This is a genomic window from Bradyrhizobium sp. CCBAU 51753, assembly GCF_015291565.1.
GTDB lineage: Bacteria > Pseudomonadota > Alphaproteobacteria > Rhizobiales > Xanthobacteraceae > Bradyrhizobium > Bradyrhizobium ivorense.
This window is the reverse complement of sequence record NZ_CP030037.1, coordinates 4,669,685-4,694,442: the sequence shown is the minus strand read 5'-3', so window position 1 is coordinate 4,694,442 and position 24,758 is coordinate 4,669,685. Positions and strand designations below refer to the sequence as shown.

Genomic DNA, 24,758 nt, shown 5'->3' with positions numbered 1-24,758 from the left:
CGTGACGGCGGCGATCAAGCCCACCGCTTCGCAGCGTCAGTCTAGGACGTCCGCCGCGATCTAGAAATGGCCCGGCAACGAACCGGATGGTGCGTGGCCGGTCCCGCCGTCACCCAGCACAAGAATCTCGTCAGGAAGGACTGTGTAAAGAAACGACGATGTAAGCCTGTATGGCCGGCTTCGGCTGACGAGCGCCCCCGCCCGAGAGGACATCATGCGGAACCTGAACACCGTCCTGAGCAAGCTGAACGACCGCCTGCTGCGGCTGGAGGGCGAACTGTTCGTGCTGCGCTCGATCGCGCGGGCCTCGCTCACCGCCGGCGATGAGCAGGCGACCCGAACCCGCCAGCTGCTCGAAGGCGCCAAGCTTGCGCTGTCAGACGAAGCCGAGCGGCCGCTGGATGCCGCGACCGGAAAATACGTTGCGGCGGCCATCGCCATGGTCGACGAGCTGCTCGAGCATCCCCGCGAGGCGGCGCCACTGTTTCGGGTGATAGATGGCGGCAAACGCGGAGACGACTGATCTCATCGCGCACGCGGGACCAAAACCGCAAGATCGGTCGAGCGCATCGTGTCCGCCTGCGCTTAGCTGGTGCCGCCACGGAGGACAGGACGATGAAGGCGGCGCTGCAGGACTACCATGCCCGGATGCAGCGGGTGCTGGATCACATCGACCGGCATCTTGACGACGATCTGGACCTGGATGCGCTGAGCAGCATCGCAGCCTACTCGAAATATCATTTCCACCGGCAGTTCACCGCGACCTTCGGACTGTCGGTGCATCGCTATATCCAGCTCGCCCGCATGAAGCGCGCTTCATACCGGCTGGCTTACCGGGATGCCCAAAGCGTCACGGATGTCGCGATGGATGCCGGTTACGACGCACCGGACGCCTTCGCCCGCGCCTTTCGGCAACGGTTTGGGCAATCGCCTTCGTCGTTCCAAAAATCTCCCGACTGGGAGCCGTGGCTTGCGGCCTTCGGGCCTCTCGACAACGCGAGGAGCAAGCTCATGCAGAAGACCTTTACTGCTGACGACGTGACGATACGCGATGTGCCCCCGACAGCGGTGGCGATCATGGAGCATCGCGGCGACCCGGCAATGCTCGGCGCCACCATCCAGCGCTTCATCGCGTGGCGCAAGGCCGCCGGCCTGCACCCCAGGACAAATCCGACCTTCAATGTCTGGCGTTCCGAGCGGCGTCCGGCGTCGCCCGCCAACTATAGCGTGGACCTCTGCGTCGGGACCGACCAACCCATCGAAGCGCACGGCGAGCAGATCAAGGCCGGCGAGATCCCCGGCGGACGCTGTGCGGTGCTGCGCGTCGTCGGCAACACCGACAATCTGGAGCCCGCCGCGCTCTACCTCTATCGCGACTGGCTTCCGGCCAGCGGCGAGGAAGCCCGCGGCTTCCCGATCTATTGCCAGCGGCTGAGCTTCTTCCCGGAAGTGCCGGAGCATGAGGCGGTCGCCGAACTGTTCTTGCCGCTGAAGTAGCGCCGCCGCCTCTACCATCCGATTGCAGCAAACGGCAGGCCGCTCTAACCCGCGGCTTGCACCGCTTTGTCATACGCCTCGATCGTGACCTTGGCGCGGACAGCAATGTCCGCGGGCGTCATGCCCGGCTTGTAGAGACTGCTGCCGAGGCCAAAGGCGCGAATGCCGGCCTTCACATAGTCGGCAAAATTGGCGTCGGAGACGCCGCCGACCGCGGCGACCATCAAGTCCGGCGGCAGCACGGCGCGGATCGCGGTGATGCCGGCCGGCCCCAACACGCTCGCCGGAAAGAATTTTAGGCCCGACGCGCCGGCGCGGGCCGCCAGCAGCGCTTCCGTCGGCGAGAACACGCCGGGCAGCGTGATCATGGCGTGGTCCCTGGCGCGGGACAGCACCTCGACATCGACGTTCGGCGACACCAGCAGCCGGCCGCCGGCATCATGGAGACGATCGACCTCGGCCGCCGACAGCACGGTGCCGGCGCCGATCAGCACATCGGCCGGCGCGCGCTTCACCGCGATCTCGATCGAACGAAACGGATCCGGCGAGTTGAGCGGAATCTCGATCGCGGTCATGCCGGCCTCGATCAGCGCGCTCACGATGCCGGCTGCCTCGTCCGGCTTGACGCCGCGCAGAATAGCGACCAGCGGACGCGGCATCGGCGGGAACGGAATGCTCATGCGTTGGTCCCTCAGTGTTTCCAGATCGCCGCCGCGGCCCTGGACAGGCCGCGCCGGACGGCATCATCGGCATCGATGCAATGCAGCGGAATCGAAAGCGTCTCGAGCGCCAGCTGGTACAGCAACTGCAGCCGTCCCGATGCAATCAGCGTGATCGCGCTTCCCGGCACGTGGCCGGCCAGCCCCGCCGCCAGTTCGGCGCCGATCAACGTGCCCGAGATCGTCTCGCGTGCCGCCGCCGCGCTGCCGCCGAGCAGAAGCTGCCGCGATCGCACCCGAAACAGCAGATTGGCCGCGCGCGCCGGCGCGGCAAACGCAGCTGCGACGGCCGAGCCGAACGCGTCCCGATCAATCGCCTCCGCGGCACCGGCGATGGCGTGCGCCAAAATGGTGTCGCGCGCGATGGCGCTGAACAACTCGCCGGTCATGAAGGTCGCGAAGCGCTCGACGGTCCCTGCCCGCACATGCACCCATTTGGAATGGGTTCCCGGCATGCACACGATCGCGTCGTCACGCGCATCGGCGCCGAACGCACCGAGCAGCTGGGTCTCCTCGCCCCGCATCACGTCGGGATCACCGGCATCGCGCTGCGCGATCCCGGGCAGGATCTTGATGTCGCGCGCCTGCCCGCCGACCGCTACGGCGCCGTCGAGGATATCGGAGAGGCGCGCCGGCGTGTCGACATAACCGGCCTCGACCCAGCCCTGCCTTGCGCCGGCCATGCCGCAGACCACGACCGGGAGATCCGCCGCGACATCGAGCGCATCGAGATGCGATTGCAGCACCACGGCAAAGCCGCGCTGCGCAGCCACCATCATGCCCTCGTCGCTGCGGCGCTCGCCGAGCACGCGGCCTTCAGCGTCCATCAGCCAGAGCCGAAAGCTGCTGGTACCCCAGTCGACCGCAACATAGGCCGCGTCGCTCATTCCGTCGGTCCCATGCTGCAAGGTTTTGGTGCTGCGCCGATACCGCCACCCGGATGCGATAAAGCCGTTGCCGGCATCGTGCAAGGCGCAGGTCGTCTACACTGTCATCGCCCGGCTTGACCGGGCGATCCAGTACGCCGGGACCTCACGGCTCAATAATGACTGCCTCTGGAATACTGGATCACCCGCATGCGCGGGTGATGACACTGAACAAGCAGTTTGACGCGAGCGCATAGCAAAACCGCCCGAGCAACACCGTCGGGCCGGGCCTCTCGTCGCGTCCGGGATTTTGCGGGATCGGACTACCGCGCACCCTTCAGCGTACAGGAGGTCGTGCAGGTGGTGACGTTGCCGCGGTCACACTTGATGCAGGCGTTGACGCACTGCTCCATGACCTTCGGATTATACCGGCTGTATAAATTGGCCGTGCAGCTGTTGGTCGATCCCGTCACCTCCGGTTCGGACCAGCACCCGGTCAGGCAAAATGCTGCGGCACTCCAAATGGCGACCTTGCGCATAAGGCCTCCTGCCACGCTCAAACAAGGTAACCTTGATCGGTTAGGTTAAATTCCGGTTTCAATTGCGACCTCATCCGGAAGCAGTATTGCTTATCCACCGGACATTTCCCCAAGGTCCGGGCCCACACCGGCAAAGCCGTCAGGCGATTCTGCTTGGCGGCTTTGTTGGCGAAATGAAGCGAGGATAGCAGTACCATGGCCCGGAAGCCGCGCTGGTCGTTCAAGGAGGACCGTCGATTGATGGAGCTGGCGCGCGCCTCGAAGTCGCTGGAAGAGGTCGTCCGGGCCACCGGACGCTCGCCCGAGCGAATCAAGAAGATGGCGATGCGGCTCGGTCTGTCGATCAAGTCGCGCGGAGCCGGCAAGAAGTGATTTCGGCAGCGCCCGCCCCCGCGGCCCGAGTTCCCACCCGCTAGGTGGTGTGGACTCTAGGGATTCCCTTTTAGGGGCAAATCAGATTCAAGATTGCTTTTGGGGAGGCAGTCTTGGGTGTGATGGATCGGCTGGTGTTGAGCGACGCGGCGTGGGAGCGGATGGCGCCGCTGATCATAGGCCGGCCTGACCAGAAGGGCTCGACCGGCCGCGACAATCGGATGTTCGTGGAGGGTGTGCTTTGGATCGTGCGTACGGGCGCTCCCTGGCGTGATCTTCCGGAGGCGTTCGGGGACTGGAACAGCGTGTTCCGGCGCTTCAGTCGATGGAGCGCCAAAGGCGTCTGGTGCCGCATCTTCGAGGCGATGTCCGATGACCCCGACTTCGAATATTTGATCGTCGATTCCACCATCGTCCGAGCCCATCAGCATGCTGCCGGGGCCAAAAAAGGGGGTCTGAAGATCAGGCAATTGGCCGTTCGCGCGGCGGCCTGAGCACCAAGATACATATGGCCGTTCGCGGCTTGGGATGTCCCGTACGGTTCACGATCACCGCGGGTCAGAAGGGCGATGCACCGCAAGCTGCCGAATTGATCGAGGGATTGCCTGCCGAGGTGGTCATGGGCGACACGGCCTATGACGCCGATCACTTGCGCCAAGCCATCGCAGCCAAAGGGGCGCTCGCCGTCATCCCCAACAACCCGTCACGAGCGCTCAAGCATCCGCTCGACAAGTATCTCTATGCCCAGCGCCACCTCGTCGAATGCTGCTTCTCAAAGCTCAAGCAATTCCGCCGCGTCGCAACCCGCTTCGAAAAGACCGCCCGAAATTATCGGGCGGTCGTCACCCTCGCAGCCATCATTCTCTGGCTGCGGTAAGTGTCCACACCACCTAAAGTTCCGAAGCGCAATCCGGCTGTTTTGCCCGGACCGGGATCGCGATGGCCGCGGCCGCGGCCCCCGTGGTGCGGGTGCAGGTGGTCAGCACGAAGGCCACCCGGCTGCATTGCCACTCCGGCCCGAGCGCGGCGCTGGAGATCGGCTCGGGCGACGCCATCGCGAAGGATAGCAACGCCACCAAAACGGCACCCGCCGCCACTGCGGCCGCCAGCGCCACGCCCTTTCTGGACCACATGGTCATCATGGACTTGGTTCCCGTCGATCTCTGCGAAGATAGGAACAGCCCGCCTGGCCCTATGTGGCTGAAATCACAGTTCTGGCCAAATATTTCGGACTGGGCTTTGATGTGGGACCCATACTGCACTGCCGCAAGAAGCGTCAGCGCGCCGGCTCGATCACATTACAGTTGGTCCGGCCCGACATCAGGCAGTCCTGCATCTTGCTCGCCGCGGTCAGTTCGCGGGCAAGCCAGAGGCCGACGGCGAGCATGACCACCGCCACCAGCAGTCCGATCAACGCGCCGCGGCGGCTGCCGCCGTTTTCGGATTCGCCCATGCTCGCTACGATGTCCATCATGCTAGGCGACATCATGACCGCTTTGCACGCTGGCGTGCGATCAATTCTGCAACAGTCGCGCAACAAATCGCGCCGGCCGGTCACCAGCCGTTGCACGCCAAGGCAGCTTGCGAAAAACTGGCCAAGCAGCGGAGCGCGGATGCGGGGCGTGCCAATGGGCGAACCAGAAACGAGCTACGACCATCATCGTTACCGGCGGTTGCTCGCGGAGGCCACGGACGAGACCAGCCGGCTCCGGCTGATCGACCTCTTGATCAGGGAGAAGGCCCGCGACCGGCTGGAAGCGCAGCGCGCCTCGGACCGCCGCGCGATGACCGCCGAGACGGTTGCCAAGGTCCTGGGCACCAACGTGCCGGGCAGCAAACCCTTCACCATCAAGGTCCTGAGCAGCGGACGGCGCGAACTCATTTAGCGCAACTAGACGCCGAGGCGACACGCGGTGACCATTCGCTCACCAGCAGGCATTTGCTGTGCACTCATATCTCCCCTGCTTCGCAGCGCTCGCTCGACACTGGTAATTTTCCCGCCGTTCACTTATTGAAACGCCGAACTGAATCCCCATCCCATCAACACCCGAACAGAAAGCAGCAAGGCTTCCTCTATGAGTGGCTTCAAGGAACCGGGTTTTGCCGACCGCGCGAAGGCGGCCCAGCAGGCGCGGCAAAACCTTCTCAACAAGTTTCGCACCCAGCCGGGACCTGACGATCCGGCCGTGAAGGCGCGTGCCGAGGAGCGCGCGGCGATCGCCGAACGCCGCACCAAGGCCAAGGAAGCGCGTGAAGCCGAGAAGGCCGAGCAGAAGCGCCGCGAGGAAGAAGCCGCCGCGGCTGAGGCCGCCCGGATCGCACGCGAGAAGGAAGAGCAAGAGGCGCGCGAGGCTGCTCTGCTCGCCGAGCAGAAGGCCAAGCGCGACGCCCGTTACGCCGCGCGCAAGGAGCGCGGCAAGAAGAAGCGCTGAGCCATGCGGCAGGCCCGCCGTGACGACGGGCCTGCGGACGACATCGAAGCCGACGGCGTCAGTTCTTCTTCATGCCGTCGTCTTTCTTCATCATCGCGCCGCCGTCCTTCTTCATGGCGTCGTCCTTCTTCATCATGCCGTCGTCCTTCTTCATGTGATCCTTGGACATCGTGTCCTTCTTCATCGCGTCGTCCTTGCCCATCTTGTCCTGGGCGAACGCGGCGGGCGCGAGCGCGAGGCTGAGCGAGAGGAGCGCGGCGGAGAGGCCGATAGAGGTCTTGCTGGTCATGATGGTGGTCCTTGTGTGGTCGATTGCGAGAGCGACGACTGCCGCTCTTTGCTCGACGCACCGGCCGCATCCGTTGTTACCTCCAATGACAAATTCTTGAGCCCAGGCGGTGCCGCCGCCGGTGTTTGGAACATTGACGGAGGTCTCGCGCCAAGTGTGCGGCGCAGCATCGCCGGGGCTTGCCGCAGCCTGCCCACCCGCCCTATCAGGGCGCCTCGAACTATCAGACTAGAGAAGATTCAGGCCAAGACCGGCTAAACTCAAATCCAGCATCAGCCATCCAAGAAAACTCTGCAGGGGAGAAACCATGCTCACACGCCGCCACGTCCTCGCTTCGGCCCTCGCCGCCCCCGCCATCCTGCGGATGGGCACGGGCACCGCGCATGCCGCAACCACGCTGAAGATCTCGCACCAATTCCCCGGCGGCACCATCGACAAGGGCGACTTCCGCGACCGGCTGTGCCGGATGTTCGCGGCCGAGGTGGCCAAGCGTTCGGGCGGCGAGCTGGCCGCCGAGGTCTATCCGAACTCCTCGCTGATCAAGACCAACGCGCAGTTCTCGGCGATGCGCAAGGGCGCGCTCGACCTCAGCCTCTATCCGATGCCCTATGCCGGCGGTGAATTGCCGGAGACCAATATCGGCCTGATGCCGGGCCTCGTCACCACCTACGACCAGGGCCTGCGCTGGAAGAAGGAGCCGGTCGGCAAGGCGCTCACCGACTTCCTCGCCGACAAGGGCATCCTCCTGATCTCCTGGGTCTGGCAGGCCGGCGGCGTCGCCAGCCGCTCCAAGCCGATCGTGGCGCCTGAGGATGCCAAGGGCCTCAAGGTGCGCGGCGGCTCGCGCGAGATGGACATGGTGCTGCAGACCGCCGGCGCCGCGGTGCTGTCGGTGCCGTCCAACGAGCTCTACGCCGCGATGCAGACCGGCGCCTGCGATGCCGGCATCACCTCCTCCACCAGCCTGATCTCGTTCCGCCTCGAGGAGGTCGCGAAATCGCTGACCTCGGGCGCCGGCGCCTCCTATTGGTTCATGCTGGAGCCGCTGATGATGTCGAAGGCGATCTTCGACAAGCTGCCGAAGAACCAGCAGGACGTCATCGTGGCGGTCGGCGCCGAGCTGGAAGCGTTCGGCCGCAAGGGCGCGCAGGACGACGACGTCGAGGTCGCCAAGGTCTACGAGAAGGCCGGCGCCAAGGTCAGCGTGCTCGATGCCGCCACCGTCGGCAAGTGGCGCGACATTGCGCGCGATACCGCCTGGAAGGACTACAGTGCTAAGACGGCGACCGCAGCCAATCTGCTGAAGCTCGCAACCGACGTCGCCGCATGATGCATGGTCCGGTCACGGATCAAGATGACAGCACCAGCACTGCCATGGGCAACACGCCCCTGGCGGTGCTGCAGCGCGCGCTTGGCCTCTGCAACAACGTCATCGTGGTGTTCGCCTCGATCGCCCTGATCGCGGCCTGCATCATCCTGAGCTACAGCGTGCTCGGTCGCGCCCTGTTTCACAGCCCGAACTACTGGCAGGACGAGGCGGCGGTGTTCCTGCTGGTCGGCGCCACCTTCATGACCGCGGCCTATGTCCAGAGCCAGCGCGGTCATGTCAGCATCGAGGCGTTTGTCGGCCTGCTCTCGGAGCGGACGAACCGCATCCGGCTGTGGCTGGTCGACGTCGCGAGTTTTGCGTTCTGCGCGTTCTTCGCCTGGAAATCCTGGACGCTGGCGCATGAGGCCTATGTCGACGGCCAGGTCTCCAACTCGATGTGGTCGCCGCCGCTCGCAATTCCCTACGTGCTGATGGCGCTGGGCATGAGCCTGCTCTGCATCCAGCTCCTGCTTCAGATCATCCTTCCGCTGACCGGTGGCACGCGCCGATGACCGTATTTGGTATTGGCCTCTCCTACGGGCTCGCCACCCTGTTTGCGATGTTCTCGGGCATGCCGATCGCCTTTGCGCTCGGCGCCGTCGCGGTCGTCTTCATGGCGATCTACATGCCGGCGGCCTCGCTCGATACCGTGACGCAGAACGTCTACGAGGAAATGGCCTCGATCACGCTGCTGTCGATCCCGCTGTTCATCCTGAAGGGCGCGGCGATCGGCAAATCCCGCGCCGGCCAGGATCTCTATTCGGCGCTGCATGCCTGGCTGCATCGGGTGCCCGGCGGGCTCGGCGTCGCCAACGTGTTCGCCTGCGCGCTGTTTGCGGCGATGGCCGGCTCCTCGCCGGCGACCTGCTCGGCGATCGGCTCGGCCGGCATCCCCGAGATGCGCAAGCGCGGCTATTCCGGCGGCTTCGCGGCCGGCATCATCGCCGCCGGCGGCACCCTCGGCATCCTGCTGCCGCCCTCGATCACAATGATCCTGTTCGCGGTCGCCGCCGAGAAATCGCTGGGGCGGCTGTTCCTCGCCGGCATCGGCCCCGGCCTCTTGCTGGTGACACTGTTCGGCCTCTACGCGGTGTTCCGCTTCCGCAAGGAGTACGCCACCGCCAAGGCCGCCTATGAGGCGACCGGCAAGGACGCCGCGATCCTGCAGCGCGACGAGTTCACCATGGCCGAGCGCTTCAGCGCGCTGCCGCGCGTGGTTCCGTTCGTGCTGCTGCTCACCGGCGTGATGATTGCGCTCTATGGTGGCTACGCCACGCCGTCGGAGACCGCGGGCCTCGGCGGCCTGCTGGCGCTGGGGCTGATCGCGGTGATCTACAGCGTGTGGACGCCGAACGACCTGTCGCCCATCCTGAAATCGACCATCCGGGAGTCGACCATGCTGATGATGATCATCGGCATGTCGCTGCTCTATTCCTACGTGATGAGCTACCTGCACATCTCGCAGTCGGCGGCGGAGGCAATCGTCGCGATGCATCTGCCGCGCTGGGAGCTGCTGTTTGCGATCCTGGTGATGGTGATCGTGCTCGGCTTCTTCCTGCCGCCGGTCTCGATCATCCTGATGACCGCGCCGATCATCCTGCCGCCGCTGCGGGCGGCCAATTTCGACATCATCTGGTTCGGCGTCGTCATGACCATCGTGATGGAGATGGGCCTGATCCACCCGCCGGTGGGCCTGAACATCTTCGTCATCCGCAACGTCGCGCCCGATATCCCCCTCAGCGAGGTGATCTGGGGCACGCTGCCGTTCGTGCTGCTGATGATGCTGGCGGTGCTGCTGCTCTGCGTCTTTCCGGAGATTTCCACCGGGCTGCCGAACCTGGTGATGGGGCCGGACGGCGGCAGATAACTTCAGGCCGCCTCCCGCTCCCGTTCCGCGAGCGCCTTCTCGATCCGGCGAACGATCGCCGCGCTCGGGAGTCCCTCGCGCTGCAGTCGCCGCAGCTCATGCCACAGCCGGATGATCTCGCGGTCTTTTTGAACGTCCATGGCGAATCTCCCAGACTGCGCCAATGTGAACGAAACGGGAACTGACTGCAAGCCACAAGTTGAGCGCTGCGCCTTTTGGAACCGCGACCCGCACCTTGCGATTGCCTTGTGATGAAATTGGCCAAGGCAATTCGGAAGCAGGCGCAGACCGCCGAGCGGGTCGCAGCAGCGACCGCCGACGCGATGGTTGCAAACCAGATGCGCACGCTCGCCCAAGCTTTCAGGCGCCAGGCCGAAGTCATTCAAAACAAAAAGAAAAAGAAGAAACCCCCTCAGGGGTAGCCGTCGCCGGGCACATCGACCTCGACCACATCGATCCGCGACACCGACTTGCCCTTCCGCAACTCCTCATACGAGGTCGCCGCGCTGAGGCAGAACAGCGTGCTGCGGTCGGCGCCGCCGAGCGCGCAGGCCAGCGCGCGGCGGCCGGGCACCGCGATCCGCTGCCGCTCCACGCCATCGCGGCCGATCCGCACGAAGGCGCCTTCAGTGAACGACGCGACCCAGACCGCGCCGTCCCGGTCGAGGCAGATGCCGTCAGGGTCGCTCATGCCGCCGAGCCGTCCGCGCAGGTGCAGACCACCGTCCGGCGCCATCTCGTAGTCAGCCAGGCACGCGCCATCCATCTCGGCGACGACCAGCCGGCGGTGATCCGAGGATACGGCGATGCCGTTAGGGAAGCGCAGGCTGTCGGCGACGACACGGGCGCTGCCGTCAGGCAGGACGAGGATGATCCGTCCGACGGCACCGCGGCCCTCCGGCGGCGGCAGGTCGAAGCCGAGATCGCCGACATAGGCACGGCCCTGCCCGTCGATGATCATGTCGTCGATCGTGCCGGTCGCGATGTGTGAAAGGTCGGCGTAGAGCGAGAGTTTGCCGTCGGCGAAGCGCAGCAGCCGCTTGCTGAACATCGTCAGCACCACGATGTCGCCGTCAGGCAGCACGCCGAGACCGCACGGCGTGTCGTCGGTCACCGTGGCATGCTGCTGCAATTCGCCTGATAGACTGATGCTGAGCAGCGTCCGCGCCATGCAGTCGACGAACCACAGCCGCCCGCGATGCCAGCGCGGGCCCTCGAAATAGCGGCCGCCGCCGAGCACGGTCTTCAGGTCAGCCGTCATGACGTGATCGCATCCGCGGAGCCCCCGATTCTCTCTGCGACGAGAATAATGCGCCAAGACGACTGGTAAATGCGCCCGGAGCGCGATGATGGCGGCCCGGAACTTGGGGGTTCCGCCGAGTTCCACACGCCATGTGCCTTATTTTGCCGCCTTTTCCCTGTTGAGTTGCACCAAGCGTTAATTCTGAGAATCGAGGGTAGTGGTATTCTGCGGCGGTTGTGCCGCGTGTGACGCTCCGTTTGTGCCTGATGGTTTCGCAGGGGGGACCAGGGAATGAACCGTTGCCTACGTCCGTTGGCGTGCTTCGCCACCGCCGCTTCGCTTGCGCTGCTTCCAGTCAAGGCGCCCGCCAAGCCGCACCACCAACCACAAGCCAAGAGTTCGCACGCGGCGGACAAGAAGGCGCATGGCGCCAAGACGCGTGAGGCGACATCCGGCAAGCGCCGGCACGCCAAGCGCGGCGCCGAGAAACGCAAATCTGCAAAGGCCAAATCCGCCGCGTCCAAATCCGCCGAAGCGAAACCGGCGGTGGAGAAGCCGGCGGCCCCGCAACTGTCGGGCGATCTCGCTTTGATCAAGGATGCGATCGTTGCCGCGCGCCGGGGCAAGACCGGCGAGGCAACCGAAATTCAAGGCACGATCACCGATCCCGTCGGCCAAAAACTCGTCGAGTGGTACCTGCTGCGCCATTCCGAGTCGAACGCGCCGTTCAGCCGCTATGCGGCCTTCGTTGCCGCCAATCCCGGCTGGCCGAGCGTGACGCTGCTGCGCCGCCGCGCCGAAGCGCGGATGTGGCAGGAGCGCAGCAATGCCGCCACGGTGCACGGCTTCACGCTCGATCAGCCGCTGAGCGCCAAGGGCAAGTTCGCCCTCGCCCGCGTGCTGCTTGGCGAGGGCGACCGCGACGGCGCTACGCGGCTGGTGCGCGAGGCATGGCGGTCGGAGGATCTGTCCGATCGGACCGAGAGCGACGCCTATGACGCGTTCAAGGATCTCCTGACCCGCGACGACCATCGCGCGCGCATGGACAAGCGGATCGGCGCCAAGGACCTTGCCGGCGCAAGGCGTGCCGCGCAGCGGCTCGGCAGCGACGAGCTCGCGATCGTGAAGGCCTGCGGCGCCGCCCGCGGCAAATCGAGCAAGGCCGAAGACACGCTCAACGACGTGCCGGAGGATGCCCGGCGCGATCTCGGCTACACGCTGTGCCGCATGCAGTGGCTGCTGGCGCAGAACCGCATCGACGACGCGGCGCGCGTCGTGATCGCGGCCGCGCCGGAGACGATGGCGCAGCAGGACACCGACCAATGGTGGCGGGAGCGGCGGTCGCTGGCCCGCAAGCTGCTCGATCAGGGCAAGTTCCAGACCGCCTACGACGTGATCCGCCCCGCGGCGTTGCCGGACAACCCGTACTATCGCTCCGACCTGCACTTCATGTGCGGCTGGATCGCGCTGCGTTATCTCGACGACGCCAAGACCGCCGCGGCGCATTTCGCGCGGATCGACGAAGGCCAGACCAACCCGACCGTGCTGGCGCGCGCCGCCTATTGGCGCGGCCGCGTCGCCGAGGCGCTCGGCAACCGGGCGGTGATGCGCGCCGATTACGAAGCGGCCACGCGCTACCCGACGGCCTATTACGGCCAGCTCGCGTTGGCGAAGCTCGGGCGTGACGGCCTCGACCTGCGCGCCCCCTCGCCCGCCGCAAGCACCGAGAGCGCGGCGGCCGACGAGCGGGTGCGCGCCGCCGACATGCTGTATGCGATCGGCGAGCCCGACGTCGTGCTCTATTTCGTCGCCGACCTTGCCGAGGAAAGCACCGATGTCGGGATGCTCGAAGCGCTGGGCGAGCTCACCGGCCGCCGCAACGATGCCAAAGCCATGCTGCAGATCGGCAAGATCGCGCTCGGCCGCGGCTTTGCCCTCGACCACTACGCTTTCCCGACCATCGGCATTCCAAAACACACGCCGGTCGCGCCCGATATCGGGCGCAGCATGACCTATTCGGTGGCGCGCACCGAGAGCGCCTTCGATCAGCGCGACAAATCGGCAGCGAATGCCGTCGGCCTGATGCAGGTGACGCCGGAAGCCGGCCGCGACACCGCAAAACGCTTCAAGATCAGCTACGACTGGAGCCGGATGGTCTCCGATCCCGTCTACAACACCCAGATGGGCGCGGCCGAGCTGAGCGCGCTGCTGTCGGAGTATCGCGGCAACCACATCATGACCTTCGCCGGCTACAACGCCGGCCGCGGCCGGGTCCGCGACTGGGTCAAGGCCTACGGCGACCCGCGCGATCCCAATGTCGATCCGGTCGACTGGGTGGAGCGGATTCCGCTCTCGGAGACCCGCAACTACGTGCAGCGCGTGATCGAGAATCTCGCCGTCTATCAGGCGCGCTTCGACGACGCCGGCGCGGCGATGGCCAAGGCCGGCGGGCCCGCCGCGACACAGGAGACCAACGCGGCGCCGTCACAGTAAGATGGCGTCGTCCCGGCCTTCGCCCATAGGCGCTAAGATAGTTCGATCATGGCCTGATAGCGGCGCTTGCGTCTCGGAGGCTCGCGCAGATGTCGTTGGAGAGCGACGCTGGCTCTGCGCAGACGTGCGATCGTTGGCTGGGGAATGATGGCTTGGAGCAGTGAGGCGGTGAGCTGACGGAGCAGGCGCCATGCTGCAGGTCCGGTCAGGCGGCTTCGGCCAAGCGGGGAGAGTCCTCGAGTTCGTCGACAAGCGGCTCGAGCAGAAGAATGATCAGTAGATGAGCGAGGATATGGGGTCTGGCTGACCGCTCGTCGGTTCCTGGAGGTCCCTTCAAGCCGATCAGACTCTTCAGTCGCTTGAAGCCGAGTTCAATCCGCCATCGCAGCCGGTAAAGGGCAAGCACGTCAGCCGTTGAGAAGTCCTCGGGCTTGAGCGAGGTCACCAGGATCACCCAATCTGCGGCTTCAAGCGTTTGCCTGGAGAGTTGATGGCCTCCCTTCTGGGCCGTCCTGCGTGCCTTGCGCCGTGCAATTGCGGCCGCTTGGGCCGGCTTCTTGACGGCAACCAAACGGACAGCGAGCGGCGAGCCACCAGACTTGCGTTTTATCCAGATCGGCCGGTCGATCATGCCGCGTGCCGAGGCCTTGCGCAGTTCGACGACGAGATCGATCAGATTGCCTTTGCGATCCAGCCAGCGGGCGCTCTTCCAGCCCGAGCGGATCACGAAGTCCGCACCGGCCTCGACCAGATGCGCCATGCGCTCCGGTTGCAGATAGGCGCGGTCGGCAAGACGGATCTCGCCGGCAACCACCGGAATCCGGTCCAGTGTCTCGCCGTCGCGCTGATCAGTCAGCTCGAAGTGGCCAAAACGCTCTCGCGGAAGATCGAACGCACTGTGGATGCGCCACACCGCGTTCTTCTGCCTGCCGCCGGTTCCAGCCTTGGGCACCGTCGTGGCGTCAACGATGCGGATCAGTCGACCGCGGCTTGCCTTCGGCGCAGCGCTCGCAAGTGCCCGGCCTATCAGCTGCGCCAGCCAATCCCCACTCTGACGCAAGCGATACAACAGAGCCACATTGGAAATATCGACAAGGCCCACCGAGGTTGCCCATGCCGCCGTCAACCGCAGGCCTCTCGTGCCCAGACAATACGCAAGGATCAGCCGCAGCAAATCGACCGCATTGCTGATCTCGCGCGGACGCACAAACGCCTTCGTCTCGCGCGCGCCAACCTCCAACGCCTCGGCACCACCAAGCCGAGTCACAACATGCGCCCAGTCTTCGTTCAAAAGCGATTCGTGTCCCATCTCTCCTTGGAATCACACACGAATCTAACGTGCAAATCCTATTTTAGCGCCTATGGGCCTTCGCCGGGACGACGCGTGCCTTCAATCCACCTTCACATTGGCGGCCTTGATCATCGGCCACCATTTGGCGATCTCGGCCTTCTGCCAGCTACCCAGCGCTTCGGGTGTCAGCTGATCCTTAGGCGGCATCTGCAGGCCGAGATTTTCCAGCTGCTTCTGCACCGCCGGATCGTTCAGCGCCTCGACCGCCGCCGCATTGAGCTTGGCGATGATCTCCTTCGGCGTGCCCTTCGGCACCCAGAGGCCCGACCACAGCGTCATGTGGAAGCCCGGCAGGCCGGCCTCGTCGACGGTCGGGACGTCCTTGGCGTTCTCGACGCGCTTGGAGTCGGTGACGGCATAGGCGCGGATGTTGCCGGCGCGGACCTGGTTGATCGAGTTCGAGGTTTGGTCGACGATGATGTCGATCTGCCCCGCGACGAGATCGTTCAGCGCCGGACCGGTGCCGCGATACGGCACGTATTGCAGCTTGATGCCGGAGACGTTTTCAAAGTAGAGCCCGGCGATATGGCTGCCGCTGCCGGCGCCGGCGGTGCCCGCGGTCGGCGGCTGTGGTCGCGACTTCAGCCACTCCAGCAGCTCCTTGAGCGATTTCGCCGGCACGGCGTTCTTGCTGACGATGATCATGGGATTGCTCGGCAGCAGCACCACCGGCTCCAGATCGGTGACGAGGTCGTAGCCGAGCTTGTAGATCGCACCGTTCGCGACATGGGTGCCGAGATGGCCGAACGAGACGGTGTAGCCATCGGGCGCGGAGCGCACCGCGCGGCCGACGCCGATCGAACCGCCCGCGCCGGTGACGTTCTCGATCAGCAGCACCTCGCCGAGCGACTGCTTCATGCGCTCGCCGAGCACGCGCGCCATCGCATCCGACGGCCCACCGGCCGAGAACGGCACGATGACGGTGATCGGGTGCGTCGGATAGGATTGCGCCAAACCGGCCCCGGTGAACGCCAACATCGCCAGCACGGCCAGAACCAGTCTCCGCATCGCTCACTCCCTCAAAATGACCTCGTCTTTGCGAGGAGCGAAGCGACGAAGCAATCCATGCTTCAGCATATGCGGTGAGATGGATTGCTTCGCTTCGCTCGCAATGACGACCTACAAATGATCGCGCTTAAAACTGCGAGAAATCGATCGGCTTGTGCCGGTCCAGCGTCCGCGTCACCGGCGGCAGCGGGTATTTCAGGCCACTGGCGCAGTTGAACAACATGACGCGGTCGTTCTTGCTGACCCGGCCGTCGGCGAGGCTGTCCTTGTAGGCAGCGTACGTCGCTGCGCCCTCGGGACACAGCAAGAACCCCTCCTCGCGCGCGACTTCGTTGAGCGCGGCCGAAATCTTGTCGTCGTCGACCGCGATGGCAAAGCCCTTGCTCTCGCGCACCGCGCGCAGGATCAGGAAATCGCCGATCGCTTGCGGCACGCGGATGCCCGAGGCGATGGTGTGGGCGTCCTCCCAGCGTGCCGCGTGCTCGGTGCCGGCCTCGTAGGCACGCACCATTGGCGCGCAGCCGGAGGCCTGCACCGCGACCATGCGCGGGCGCTTGCTTCCGATGAAGCCGATCTTCTCGAGCTCGTCGAACGCCTTCCACATGCCGATCAGGCCGGTGCCGCCGCCGGTCGGATAGAAGATCACGTCGGGCACGTCCCAGCCGAGCTGCTCGGCGAGCTCGAGGCCCATCGTCTTCTTGCCTTCGATCCGGTACGGCTCCTTCAGGGTCGAAGTGTCGAACCAGCCGACCTTGGCCTTGCCCTCGCCGACGATCTTGCCGCAATCGTCGATATAGCCGTTGACGCGATAGACGGTGGCGCCCTGCAGCTCGATCTCGCTGACGTTCACCTCAGGCGTATCGGCCGGACAGAAGATCGTGGTCTTGATGCCGCAGGAGGTGGCGTAGGCGGCGAGCGCCGCACCCGCATTGCCGTTGGTCGGCATCGCCATGTGCTTGATGCCGAGCGCCTTGCCCATCGACACCGCCATCACGAGGCCGCGCGCCTTGAACGAGCCGGTCGGCAGCCGTCCCTCGTCCTTGACGATGATCTCGCCGCCGCCGAGCTTTGCGGACAGCTTTGGCAGCCGGATCAGCGGCGTCGCGACCTCGCCCAGGCTGACGATGTCCTGGCATTTGCGCACCGGCAGCAGCTCGCGGTAGCGCCACAGATCGGCGGGCCGCTCGGCGAGCGCGGCCTTGGTCAGCGCCTTCTTCACGCCGGCGAGGTCGTAGCGCACCAAGAGCGGCTTGCCGGCCTTGGAGAGGTTGTGCACCTGATCGGCCGGATAATGATCGCCCTCCATCGCGCATTCGAGATGGGTGACGAAGGTCGGGCGTTCGATGGTGAGGTTGTCGTTGTCTTTCACGGTTTCCGTCTTTCTTGTTTTTCAGTTCACCACTCCAAGACCCGTCACCCTGAGGTGGCCGCTCCTTCAGCGGCCCTCGAAGGGCGACGAGCCCGGCTGCTAGATCTCGGCCGTGCATCCTTCGAGGCTCGCTTCGCGAGCGCCTCAGGATGACGGGACGGCCATTGTTGCGCGGCCTTCCGCGCTGTGTCCGTCAAATATTCAGCACCCGGCCATACGCGTCGAGCACCGCTTCCTTCATCATTTCGGATAGTGTCGGATGCGGGAACACGGTGTGCATCAGCTCCTCTTCCGTGGTCTCCAGGTTCATCGCGACGACATAGCCCTGGATCAGTTCGGTCACCTCGGCGCCGATCATGTGCGCGCCGAGCAGTTGCCCGGTCTTCTTGTCGAAGACGACCTTGACCAGGCCCTGGTCCTCGCCCAGCGCGATCGCCTTGCCGTTGCCGACGAACGGGAAGCGGCCGACGCGGATCTCGCGGCCGCCCTCTTTCGCGTTGGCTTCGGTGAGCCCGACCGAGGCGACCTGCGGGTGGCAATAGGTGCAACCCGGGATCATCAGCTTGTCCATCGGATGCGGGTGCAGCCCCTTGATCGCCTCGATGCAGATCACGCCCTCATGCTCGGCCTTGTGCGCGAGCATCGGCGGGCCGGCGACATCACCGATCGCATAGATGCCGGGGACGTTGGTCTTGCCGAGGCCGTCGATCACGATGCAGCCGCGGTCGGTCTTCACGCCGAGCTTTTCCAGCCCGAGATTTTCGATGTTGCCGACCACGCCGACCGCCGAGATGACGCGCTCGAACTCCTTGGCCTGCGGCTGCCCCTTGCCATCGTCGATGGTCGCGACCACGCTGTCGGCCTTCTTCTCGAGTTTTGTCACTTTGGTCGAGGTGAGGATCTTGATCCCCATCTTCTCGAACCGCTTGCGCGCTAGCCCCGCGATCTCGGCATCCTCGACCGGGAGGATCTGCGGCAGCACCTCGACCACGGTGACGTCGGCGCCCATGGTGTGGAAGAACGAGGCGAACTCGATGCCGATCGCGCCGGAGCCGACCACCAGCAACGATTTCGGCATCCGGTCCGGCACCATCGCCTCAAAATAGGTCCAGACCAGCTTCTTGTCGGGCTCGAGCCCGGGCAGCACGCGCGGCCGCGCGCCGGTCGCGATGATGATGTGTTTGGCCTGGTACGCCCCCTCGCCGAGCGCGCCCTTCGGCGCCTCGACCGCCGACTTTTTCACCGTGATCTTGCCGGGCGCGTCGATGCTGGCATCGCCCCAGATCACCGTCACCTTGTTCTTCTTCATCAGGAAGCCGACGCCGTCGTTGAGCCGCTTCGAGACCCCGCGCGAGCGCTGCACCACGGCCTTCGGATCGAACGAGACGTTGTCCGCCGACAGCCCATAGTCCTTGGCGTGCTGCATGTAGTGATAGATCTCGGCCGAGCGCAGCAGCGCCTTGGTCGGGATGCAGCCCCAGTTCAGGCAGATGCCGCCGAGATAGGATTTTTCGACTATCGCGGTCTTGAAACCGAGCTGCGCGGCACGGATCGCCGTGACGTAGCCGCCGGGACCGGAGCCGATGATGATGACGTCGAAAGATGTGTCGGCCATGACGGCTCCCATTCAACTCAACTTGTGACACCGCGGGCGCGGCTTCTTGTGATCAACAACCTGACCAGCCATTCGAGGGCGATGACCAGGGCCATGATGACCGCGGCGATCAGCACGACGGCCTGGCCGATGCTCCGCGCCAGCTGTTCGCCGGCAAAGAACGCGGAGCGCAGAATGTCCAGCCCGACCGGATTGAGCGCGGCGGCGGCCGACAGCAGCAGCGAGATCCAGGGCCAGCGCGTGATCCGTCTGTCGGCCATTATCCATGTTCCGGCCAAAACACGCCGAGGATCACCGTCCAGATCAGCGCGAGCACGCCCGCGCCGATGATCATGATCCTGAACTGGATCGTGGATACGAGATCGCGATTGACCGCAATGACCGACGCGGCGGCGATGGCGGCGAGCAGGACGTACGGACCGTAGATCGCGTACATGACCGATGCCCGTCAGACCATCATCATCACGGGGTTTTCGATCAGCTGCTTGAAGGCGCCGATCAGCTCGGCGCCGAGCGCGCCGTCGATCGCGCGGTGATCGCACGACAACGTCACGCTCATCATCTGCGCGATCTCGATCTTGCCGCCGCGCACCACCGGCCGCTCCTCCGAGGTGCCGACCGCAAGGATCGTCGCATGCGGCGGGTTGATGACAGCGGTAAAGTGGTTGATGCCGTACATGCCGAGGTTCGACACCGCCGTGGTGCCGCCCTGGTACTCTTCCGGCTTCAGCTTGCGGCCGCGGGCGCGGGTGGCAAAATCCTTCATCTCGTTGGAGATCGTCGACAGCGTCTTGGTCTCGGCCTTGCGGATGATCGGAGTGATCAGGCCGCCCGGCATCGCCACCGCAACGCCGACGTCGGAATGCTTGTGCTTGACCATGCCGCCGTCGGTCCAGCTCACATTGCAGTTCGGGATCTTCTGCAGCGCAACCGCCATCGCCTTGATGACGAAATCGTTGACCGAGATCTTGTAGAGCGGCTTCTTCTCGTCCTTCGGCGCAGCGGCGTTGATCTCCTCGCGCGCGGCGAGCAGCTTGCCGATGTCGCAGTCGATGGTGAGGTAGAAATGCGGGACGCTCTGCACCGACGCCGTCAGGCGCTGTGCGATGGTCCGACGCATGCCGTCATGCGGCACGACTTCGTAGCTGCCGGGCTCGAACAGCGCCAAAATCTGCTTGTCCGACATCGACGGCGCGATGCTCGGCCCGGCGGCGGGCGCGGCCGCCGGCGCCTTCAGGCCCTTGCCGGATTTTGCCTCCTCGACGTCGCGCGCGATGACGCGGCCGTGCGGCCCGGTGCCGTTGATGCGGCCGAGATCGATCCCCGCATCCTTGGCGAGACGGCGCGCCAGCGGCGAGGAGAAGATGCGGCCGTGACCATTGGCCTGCGCGGCGGCGGGTGCTGCGGCAGGCTGCGGCGCCGGTGCGGGAGCCGGCTTGGCCTCCAGCGCGGGTGCGGGCGTCGGTGCAGCAGCGGCCGGCTTCGGCGCCTCGGCGGGCTTTGGCGCCTCGGCCGGCTTCGCGGCAGGCGCGCCACCGGCGCTGGCCGCCGCCTTGACGTCCTCGCCATCGCCGGCGAGCACCGCGATGATGTCGTTGACCGGCACATCCTGCGTGCCCTCGGGCACCAGGATCTTTGCGATCGTGCCCTCGTCGACCGCCTCGACTTCCATCGTCGCCTTGTCGGTCTCGATCTCCGCGATCACGTCGCCGGACTTGACTTTGTCGCCCTCCTTCTTGAGCCACTTGGCAAGGTTGCCCTTCTCCATCGTGGGCGACAGCGCGGGCATGAGAATGTTGATCGGCATTGTCAGTGACCTTGTTGCGACCGTGGCATGGTCTTGCCCATGTCGGTCGGCCGGGCGATTTCGGCTTCGAACATCTCGACGATGCGCGCGAGCGCTTCGTCCTCGGTGAATTCGCTCTCGCGGGCATAGGCGCGCGCGGCGTGGCGGGCGATGTCGACAAGCATCAGCCCCCACATGTCCGGCTCCTCGAACGCGCGCTGGAACGCGATCGACAGGCCGCCGTCGACCACGAATGCGCGCAGCACCTCGATGGCGTCCTCGCGGCCCATCACGTCGGGCGGCAGCGGCTGCTCCTTGGGACCGGCCATGGGGCTTACCGGTAGGACACGGCCTTGGCGGCCGCGACCACCTCGGCGACAGACGGCAGGGCGAGCTTCTCGAGATTGTGGGCATAGGGCATCGGCACGTCCTTGCCGGAGACGCGCGCGACCGGCGCATCGAGGTAGTCGAAGGCGTGCTCCATGATCCGTGCTGCGACCTCGGCGCCGACGCCGCTCTGCTGCCAGCCCTCTTCCACCGTGACCGCACGGCCGGTCTTCTTCACCGAGTTGACGACGGTCTCGGTGTCCATCGGGCGGATGGTGCGGAGGTCGACGACCTCGGCCTCGATGCCCTCCTTGGCAAGCTCTTCGGCGGCCTTCAGCGCATAGGACATGCCCATCGCCCAGGAGACGAGGGTGACGTCCTTGCCGGGGCGCGCGATCTTGGCCTTGCCGATCGGCACGATGAAGTCGGCGAGCTTCGGCACTTCGCCGGTGTGGCCGTACAGCACCTCGTTCTCGAGGAAGATCACCGGATTGGGATCGCGGATCGCAGCCTTGAGCAGGCCCTTGTAGTCGGCGGCCGAATACGGCGCGATCACCTTGAGGCCGGGGATCTGCGAGTACCAGGCGGCATAGTCCTGGCTGTGCTGCGCGGCGACGCGCGCGGCGGCGCCGTTCGGGCCGCGGAACACGATCGAGCAGCCCATCTGGCCGCCGGACATGTACAGCGTCTTGCCGGCGGAATTGATGATCTGGTCCATCGCCTGCATCGCGAAATTCCAGGTCATGAACTCGACGATCGGCTTCAGGCCCGCCATCGCCGCACCGATGCCGACGCCGGCAAAGCCGTGCTCGGTGATCGGGGTGTCGATCACGCGGCGCGCGCCGAATTCCTGCAGCAGGCCCTGGGTCACCTTGTAGGCGCCCTGATATTCGGCGACTTCCTCGCCCATGATGAAGACGTCGCCGTCGCGCCGCATCTCCTCGGCCATCGCATCGCGCAGCGCTTCACGGATAGTCTGCGTGACCATCTCGGTGCCTTCGGGCACTTCCGGATCGGAAGCCGCAACCGCTGCCGGAGCGGCCGGTGCCGCCGCAGGCTTGGGTGCCGGCGCCTCGGCCTTGGCTTCCGTCTTGGCTTCCGCCGGCGCGGCTTCGGCTTTCGGCGGCGGCACGGCGGGCGCCTTGGCGAGATCGGCGGCGCTTTCGCCGTCGGCAAGGATGGTGGCGATCGGCGTGTTCACCGCGACGTCGGCGGTGCCTTCCGGAATCAGGATCTTGCCGAGCGTGCCCTCGTCGGTCGCCTCGACTTCCATCGTCGCCTTGTCGGTCTCGATCTCGGCGATGACGTCACCGGACTTGATGGTCTCGCCTTCCTTTTTCAGCCATTTGGCGAGGTTGCCCTTCTCCATGGTGGGCGACAGCGCAGGCATCAGCACTTGAATGGGCATATCGGCTCCCGAAATCGGTCTTGAAAGTTCTTCTGCGCGGGGAATCAGCGGTAGACGTCGGTGTAGAGCTCGGACGGATCGGGCTCCGGATCGTGCTGCGCAAAGTCGGCAGCGGCGTTGACGATCTCGCGAACCTCGGCGTCGATCGCCTTCAGATCCTGCTCGCTGACCTTGGCCTCCAGCAGGCGGTTACGCACCTGCTCGATCGGATCCTGGTCGTGGCGGACCTTCTCGACCTCCTCACGGGTGCGATACTTCGCGGGATCGGACATCGAGTGGCCGCGATAGCGATAGGTCTGCATCTCCAGGATGATCGGGCCGTTGCCGCCGCGGCACCAGGCCACCGCCTCGTCGGCGGCGGCCTTCACGGCGCGCACATCCATGCCGTCGACCTGCCTGCCAGGAATGTTGAAGGAGGCGCCGCGTTTGGAGAAATCCTGCTGCGCCGAGGCGCGCGACACCGAGGTGCCCATGGCGTAGCGGTTGTTCTCGATGACGTAGATCACCGGCAGCTTCCACAGCTCCGCCATGTTGAAGCTTTCGTAGACCTGGCCCTGGTTGGCCGCGCCGTCGCCGAAATAGGTCACGCTGACGGAATCGTTACCGCGATAGCGGTTGGCAAAGCCAAGCCCGGTGCCGAGCGACACCTGCGCGCCGACGATGCCGTGACCGCCATAGAAGTGCTTCTCCAGGCTGAACATGTGCATGGAGCCGCCCTTGCCCTTGGAATAGCCGCCGCGGCGCCCGGTCAACTCGGCCATCACGCCCTTGGCCTCCATGCCGCAGGCCAGCATGTGGCCGTGGTCGCGGTAGCCGGTTATGACCTGGTCGCCGAGCTTCAGCGCCATCTGCATGCCGACGACGACCGCCTCCTGGCCGATATAGAGATGGCAGAAGCCGCCGATCGCACCCATGCCGTAGAGCTGGCCGGCCTTCTCCTCGAAGCGCCGGATCAACAGCATGTCGCGCAGCGCCTTGAGTTCCTGCTCCTGGCTCAGGTCGGGCGGAGATCCCGCCTTCTCCTGCCCTGCTTCTTTTGCGGCGGATTTCTTCGGTGCGGCCATGGCAATTCCGGGTGAGAGAGGTCGGAAAGCCCTCTCTAACCCAAGTCAAATCGCCTTGGAAGCAGTGCGTTCGCTGGATGGAATTTTGCTATGCCGCAGTGCAACGCGGCGCGACACTTTTGTGATAGCACGCGAGAATTTTTGAAATTTGCGAACGCGTCAATTCGCCTTGTTGATCCGGACGAGATCGCGCGGATTGACGTAGTCGAGCTGGAAGCGCGCACGCTCGTCGAGCATGTCGGGATCGACCCGATCGGACCGCAACAGCGACACCCGCTGCTCGCCCTCGGCGCGCTCCTTCTTCAGGCGCGCCAGCTCCGAGGTCAGCGCGATGATCTCCTGATCGAGCTCCTGCCGCGCGTTCAGGCCATACTTGCCGGTATAGGCATTGACCCCGAAATAGCTGACCATCAGCGCCGCTATCGTGTAGAGCGCAAGCCCGGTCAGGATCGATTTGAGTCGTGTGCGGGAGACCATGGCCGCCACCTTGCGGCGGCCATGTTAATGGACGCTTAAGAGCGCGCGGCCCTGCTTACCTGTTGTGCGCCTCGATGTGGGCCGCGAACGCCGTAATGTACTGCTGCAGCACGGTCTTCAGCGCTTCCTTGACCAGCGCGCCCTGCTCGTCAAAAGCGTCGCCGACGCCGTTCAGATAGATTTCCGGCTGCTGCAGGATGGGGCCCGAGATGCCGGGCAGGATGTTCTGCAGGTGCTTGGCCGCGCTGACGCCGCCGAGTGGACCCGGCGAGTTGGAAATGATGCCGGTCGGCTTGCCGTTGAACGAGCTCTTGCCATAGGGGCGCGAGCCGACGTCGATCGCATTCTTCAGCACGCCCGGGATCGAACGATTGTATTCGGGGGTCACGAACAGCACGCCGTTCGACTTCTGCAGCTTGTCGCGGAACGCGAGCCAGTCCGCCGGCGGCGCGGCCTCGAGATCCTGGTTGAAGAAGGAAATGCCCTGCAGCGTCGTGACGTCGAGTTTCAGCGTGTCCGGCGCGAGCTTGGCGAGCGCATTGGCGATCTTGAGCGAAAAGCTCTGCTTGCGGATGCTGCCGACGATGGTGACGATGTTATAGGCCATAGCAAATCCCCTCGGGTTGTGCGTGAAGCGAACGGTCCGCCTTCACCTACCGGTGCGGCG

31 protein-coding genes are annotated in these 24,758 nt (G+C 65.2%); 11 read left to right on the top strand and 20 right to left on the bottom strand.

The genetic code is table 11. The annotated features are described in order from the left end of the window. Positions 1 to 214 precede the first annotated feature (214 nt). Both XH93_RS21210 and XH93_RS21205 read left to right on the top strand, forming a co-directional pair. Positions 215 to 523, top strand: a complete 309-nt coding sequence (locus tag XH93_RS21210) for a hypothetical protein (RefSeq protein WP_139483764.1) — start codon at positions 215 to 217, stop codon at positions 521 to 523. A 92-nt stretch (positions 524 to 615) separates the two neighbouring features. Beyond that, positions 616 to 1,497: a GyrI-like domain-containing protein gene (locus XH93_RS21205; protein ID WP_194469023.1), complete on the top strand. Its 882-nt coding sequence runs from the start codon at positions 616 to 618 to the stop codon at positions 1,495 to 1,497. A gap of 44 nt (positions 1,498 to 1,541) precedes the next feature. Here the strand turns inward: XH93_RS21205 and XH93_RS21200 are convergent, their stop codons facing one another. The 3 genes from XH93_RS21200 to XH93_RS21190 form a co-directional block, all read right to left on the bottom strand. Continuing rightward, a complete protein-coding gene (locus XH93_RS21200; RefSeq protein WP_194469022.1) occupies positions 1,542 to 2,177 on the bottom strand; it encodes a 2-dehydro-3-deoxy-6-phosphogalactonate aldolase in 636 nt (211 codons plus the stop codon). A gap of 11 nt (positions 2,178 to 2,188) precedes the next feature. Continuing rightward, the gene (locus tag XH93_RS21195; protein WP_194469021.1) at positions 2,189 to 3,103 is read right to left on the bottom strand and encodes a 2-dehydro-3-deoxygalactonokinase; all 915 of its coding nucleotides are present in this window, start codon (positions 3,101 to 3,103) and stop codon (positions 2,189 to 2,191) included. Positions 3,104 to 3,405: 302 nt separating this feature from the next. Beyond that, positions 3,406 to 3,621, bottom strand: coding sequence for a hypothetical protein (locus XH93_RS21190; RefSeq protein ID WP_139483768.1), 216 nt, complete (start codon positions 3,619 to 3,621; stop codon positions 3,406 to 3,408). 195 nt (positions 3,622 to 3,816) lie between these two features. Between XH93_RS21190 and XH93_RS21185 the strand changes: the two genes are divergently transcribed. Together XH93_RS21185 and XH93_RS43105 are read left to right on the top strand one after the other, a co-directional pair. Next, positions 3,817 to 3,993 carry a hypothetical protein gene (locus XH93_RS21185; protein WP_172626931.1) on the top strand — a complete coding sequence of 59 codons (177 nt, stop codon included), beginning with the start codon at positions 3,817 to 3,819 and terminating at the stop codon, positions 3,991 to 3,993. Positions 3,994 to 4,106: 113 nt separating this feature from the next. After that, positions 4,107 to 4,870, top strand: a protein-coding gene (locus XH93_RS43105) for an IS5 family transposase (RefSeq protein ID WP_139860511.1) whose coding sequence is annotated in 2 segments (ribosomal slippage) — positions 4,107 to 4,442 and positions 4,445 to 4,870 — 762 coding nt in all. Because the reading frame shifts where the segments join, the coding sequence is not laid out codon by codon here. A 13-nt stretch (positions 4,871 to 4,883) separates the two neighbouring features. On the opposite strand, the gene XH93_RS21175 is transcribed toward XH93_RS43105, so the two are convergent. Continuing rightward, positions 4,884 to 5,135 carry a hypothetical protein gene (locus tag XH93_RS21175; protein WP_194469020.1) on the bottom strand — a complete coding sequence of 84 codons (252 nt, stop codon included), beginning with the start codon at positions 5,133 to 5,135 and terminating at the stop codon, positions 4,884 to 4,886. A 134-nt stretch (positions 5,136 to 5,269) separates the two neighbouring features. After that, entirely contained in the window at positions 5,270 to 5,479 is a 210-nt protein-coding gene (locus XH93_RS21170) for a hypothetical protein (protein WP_229176827.1), read from the bottom strand. Positions 5,480 to 5,621: 142 nt separating this feature from the next. On the opposite strand from XH93_RS21170, the gene XH93_RS21165 reads away from it, so the two are divergent. After that, positions 5,622 to 5,879, top strand: a complete 258-nt coding sequence (locus XH93_RS21165; RefSeq protein ID WP_246799724.1) for a hypothetical protein — start codon at positions 5,622 to 5,624, stop codon at positions 5,877 to 5,879. Between the two features lie 189 nt (positions 5,880 to 6,068). After that, on the top strand, positions 6,069 to 6,425 hold the full coding sequence (locus tag XH93_RS21160) for a DUF6481 family protein (protein ID WP_139483770.1): 357 nt from the start codon (positions 6,069 to 6,071) through the stop codon (positions 6,423 to 6,425). 58 nt (positions 6,426 to 6,483) lie between these two features. Here the strand turns inward: XH93_RS21160 and XH93_RS21155 are convergent, their stop codons facing one another. Next, positions 6,484 to 6,714 (bottom strand): pentapeptide MXKDX repeat protein, encoded by a 231-nt coding sequence (locus XH93_RS21155; protein WP_194469019.1) that lies wholly within the window; start codon positions 6,712 to 6,714, stop codon positions 6,484 to 6,486. 307 nt (positions 6,715 to 7,021) lie between these two features. Between XH93_RS21155 and dctP the strand changes: the two genes are divergently transcribed. Genes dctP through XH93_RS21140 form a run of 3 tightly spaced genes read left to right on the top strand, consistent with a single transcriptional unit; the run spans position 7,022 to position 9,950 of the window. Next, a complete protein-coding gene (gene dctP / locus XH93_RS21150; RefSeq protein WP_194469018.1) occupies positions 7,022 to 8,044 on the top strand; it encodes a TRAP transporter substrate-binding protein DctP in 1,023 nt (340 codons plus the stop codon). Next, a complete protein-coding gene (locus XH93_RS21145; RefSeq protein WP_194469017.1) occupies positions 8,041 to 8,595 on the top strand; it encodes a TRAP transporter small permease in 555 nt (184 codons plus the stop codon). The genes dctP and XH93_RS21145 overlap by 4 nt, the downstream gene beginning before the upstream one ends. Further along, positions 8,592 to 9,950, top strand: a complete 1,359-nt coding sequence (locus XH93_RS21140) for a TRAP transporter large permease (RefSeq protein WP_194469016.1) — start codon at positions 8,592 to 8,594, stop codon at positions 9,948 to 9,950. Before XH93_RS21145 ends, XH93_RS21140 begins: the two co-directional genes overlap by 4 nt. Positions 9,951 to 9,952: 2 nt before the next feature. Here XH93_RS21140 and XH93_RS21135 read toward each other — a convergent pair whose 3' ends face one another. Further along, positions 9,953 to 10,090, bottom strand: a complete 138-nt coding sequence (locus XH93_RS21135) for a hypothetical protein (RefSeq protein WP_172626932.1) — start codon at positions 10,088 to 10,090, stop codon at positions 9,953 to 9,955. A 111-nt stretch (positions 10,091 to 10,201) separates the two neighbouring features. On the opposite strand from XH93_RS21135, the gene XH93_RS21130 reads away from it, so the two are divergent. Beyond that, on the top strand, positions 10,202 to 10,372 hold the full coding sequence (locus tag XH93_RS21130) for a hypothetical protein (RefSeq protein ID WP_172626933.1): 171 nt from the start codon (positions 10,202 to 10,204) through the stop codon (positions 10,370 to 10,372). Here XH93_RS21130 and XH93_RS21125 read toward each other — a convergent pair. Further along, positions 10,363 to 11,211 carry an SMP-30/gluconolactonase/LRE family protein gene (locus XH93_RS21125; RefSeq protein ID WP_194469015.1) on the bottom strand — a complete coding sequence of 283 codons (849 nt, stop codon included), beginning with the start codon at positions 11,209 to 11,211 and terminating at the stop codon, positions 10,363 to 10,365. The two genes, XH93_RS21130 and XH93_RS21125, sit on opposite strands and share 10 nt — an antisense overlap. 273 nt (positions 11,212 to 11,484) lie before the next feature. Here XH93_RS21125 and XH93_RS21120 point away from each other — a divergent pair, with 273 nt between their 5' ends. Continuing rightward, complete coding sequence (locus XH93_RS21120; RefSeq protein WP_194469014.1) at positions 11,485 to 13,686, top strand: lytic transglycosylase domain-containing protein; 2,202 nt, start codon at positions 11,485 to 11,487, stop codon at positions 13,684 to 13,686. 205 nt (positions 13,687 to 13,891) lie between these two features. Here the strand turns inward: XH93_RS21120 and XH93_RS21115 are convergent, their stop codons facing one another. The 12 genes from XH93_RS21115 to XH93_RS21060 form a co-directional block, all read right to left on the bottom strand. Then, positions 13,892 to 14,977 carry an IS4 family transposase gene (locus tag XH93_RS21115; protein WP_194469013.1) on the bottom strand — a complete coding sequence of 362 codons (1,086 nt, stop codon included), beginning with the start codon at positions 14,975 to 14,977 and terminating at the stop codon, positions 13,892 to 13,894. A 99-nt stretch (positions 14,978 to 15,076) separates the two neighbouring features. Beyond that, the gene (locus XH93_RS21110; RefSeq protein ID WP_194469012.1) at positions 15,077 to 16,045 is read right to left on the bottom strand and encodes a tripartite tricarboxylate transporter substrate binding protein BugD; all 969 of its coding nucleotides are present in this window, start codon (positions 16,043 to 16,045) and stop codon (positions 15,077 to 15,079) included. A gap of 127 nt (positions 16,046 to 16,172) precedes the next feature. Then, positions 16,173 to 17,414 carry a threonine synthase gene (locus tag XH93_RS21105; protein WP_139483778.1) on the bottom strand — a complete coding sequence of 414 codons (1,242 nt, stop codon included), beginning with the start codon at positions 17,412 to 17,414 and terminating at the stop codon, positions 16,173 to 16,175. Positions 17,415 to 17,607: 193 nt separating this feature from the next. Further along, complete coding sequence (lpdA, locus tag XH93_RS21100) at positions 17,608 to 19,029, bottom strand: dihydrolipoyl dehydrogenase (RefSeq protein ID WP_194469011.1); 1,422 nt, start codon at positions 19,027 to 19,029, stop codon at positions 17,608 to 17,610. A gap of 17 nt (positions 19,030 to 19,046) precedes the next feature. Beyond that, entirely contained in the window at positions 19,047 to 19,289 is a 243-nt protein-coding gene (locus XH93_RS21095; protein WP_194469010.1) for a hypothetical protein, read from the bottom strand. After that, positions 19,289 to 19,465 (bottom strand): hypothetical protein, encoded by a 177-nt coding sequence (locus tag XH93_RS21090; protein ID WP_194469009.1) that lies wholly within the window; start codon positions 19,463 to 19,465, stop codon positions 19,289 to 19,291. Before XH93_RS21090 ends, XH93_RS21095 begins: the two co-directional genes overlap by 1 nt. A gap of 12 nt (positions 19,466 to 19,477) precedes the next feature. Beyond that, complete coding sequence (locus XH93_RS21085) at positions 19,478 to 20,836, bottom strand: pyruvate dehydrogenase complex dihydrolipoamide acetyltransferase (RefSeq protein WP_194469008.1); 1,359 nt, start codon at positions 20,834 to 20,836, stop codon at positions 19,478 to 19,480. Between the two features lie 2 nt (positions 20,837 to 20,838). After that, the gene (locus XH93_RS21080; protein ID WP_139483782.1) at positions 20,839 to 21,144 is read right to left on the bottom strand and encodes a DUF5076 domain-containing protein; all 306 of its coding nucleotides are present in this window, start codon (positions 21,142 to 21,144) and stop codon (positions 20,839 to 20,841) included. Between the two features lie 5 nt (positions 21,145 to 21,149). After that, positions 21,150 to 22,550, bottom strand: a complete 1,401-nt coding sequence (locus XH93_RS21075; protein WP_194469007.1) for a pyruvate dehydrogenase complex E1 component subunit beta — start codon at positions 22,548 to 22,550, stop codon at positions 21,150 to 21,152. 44 nt (positions 22,551 to 22,594) lie between these two features. Further along, complete coding sequence (gene pdhA / locus XH93_RS21070) at positions 22,595 to 23,614, bottom strand: pyruvate dehydrogenase (acetyl-transferring) E1 component subunit alpha (RefSeq protein WP_194469006.1); 1,020 nt, start codon at positions 23,612 to 23,614, stop codon at positions 22,595 to 22,597. 159 nt (positions 23,615 to 23,773) lie between these two features. After that, on the bottom strand, positions 23,774 to 24,091 hold the full coding sequence (locus XH93_RS21065; protein WP_139483785.1) for a septum formation initiator family protein: 318 nt from the start codon (positions 24,089 to 24,091) through the stop codon (positions 23,774 to 23,776). A gap of 55 nt (positions 24,092 to 24,146) precedes the next feature. After that, entirely contained in the window at positions 24,147 to 24,698 is a 552-nt protein-coding gene (locus tag XH93_RS21060) for an NADPH-dependent FMN reductase (RefSeq protein ID WP_194469005.1), read from the bottom strand. Positions 24,699 to 24,758: the final 60 nt, after the last annotated feature.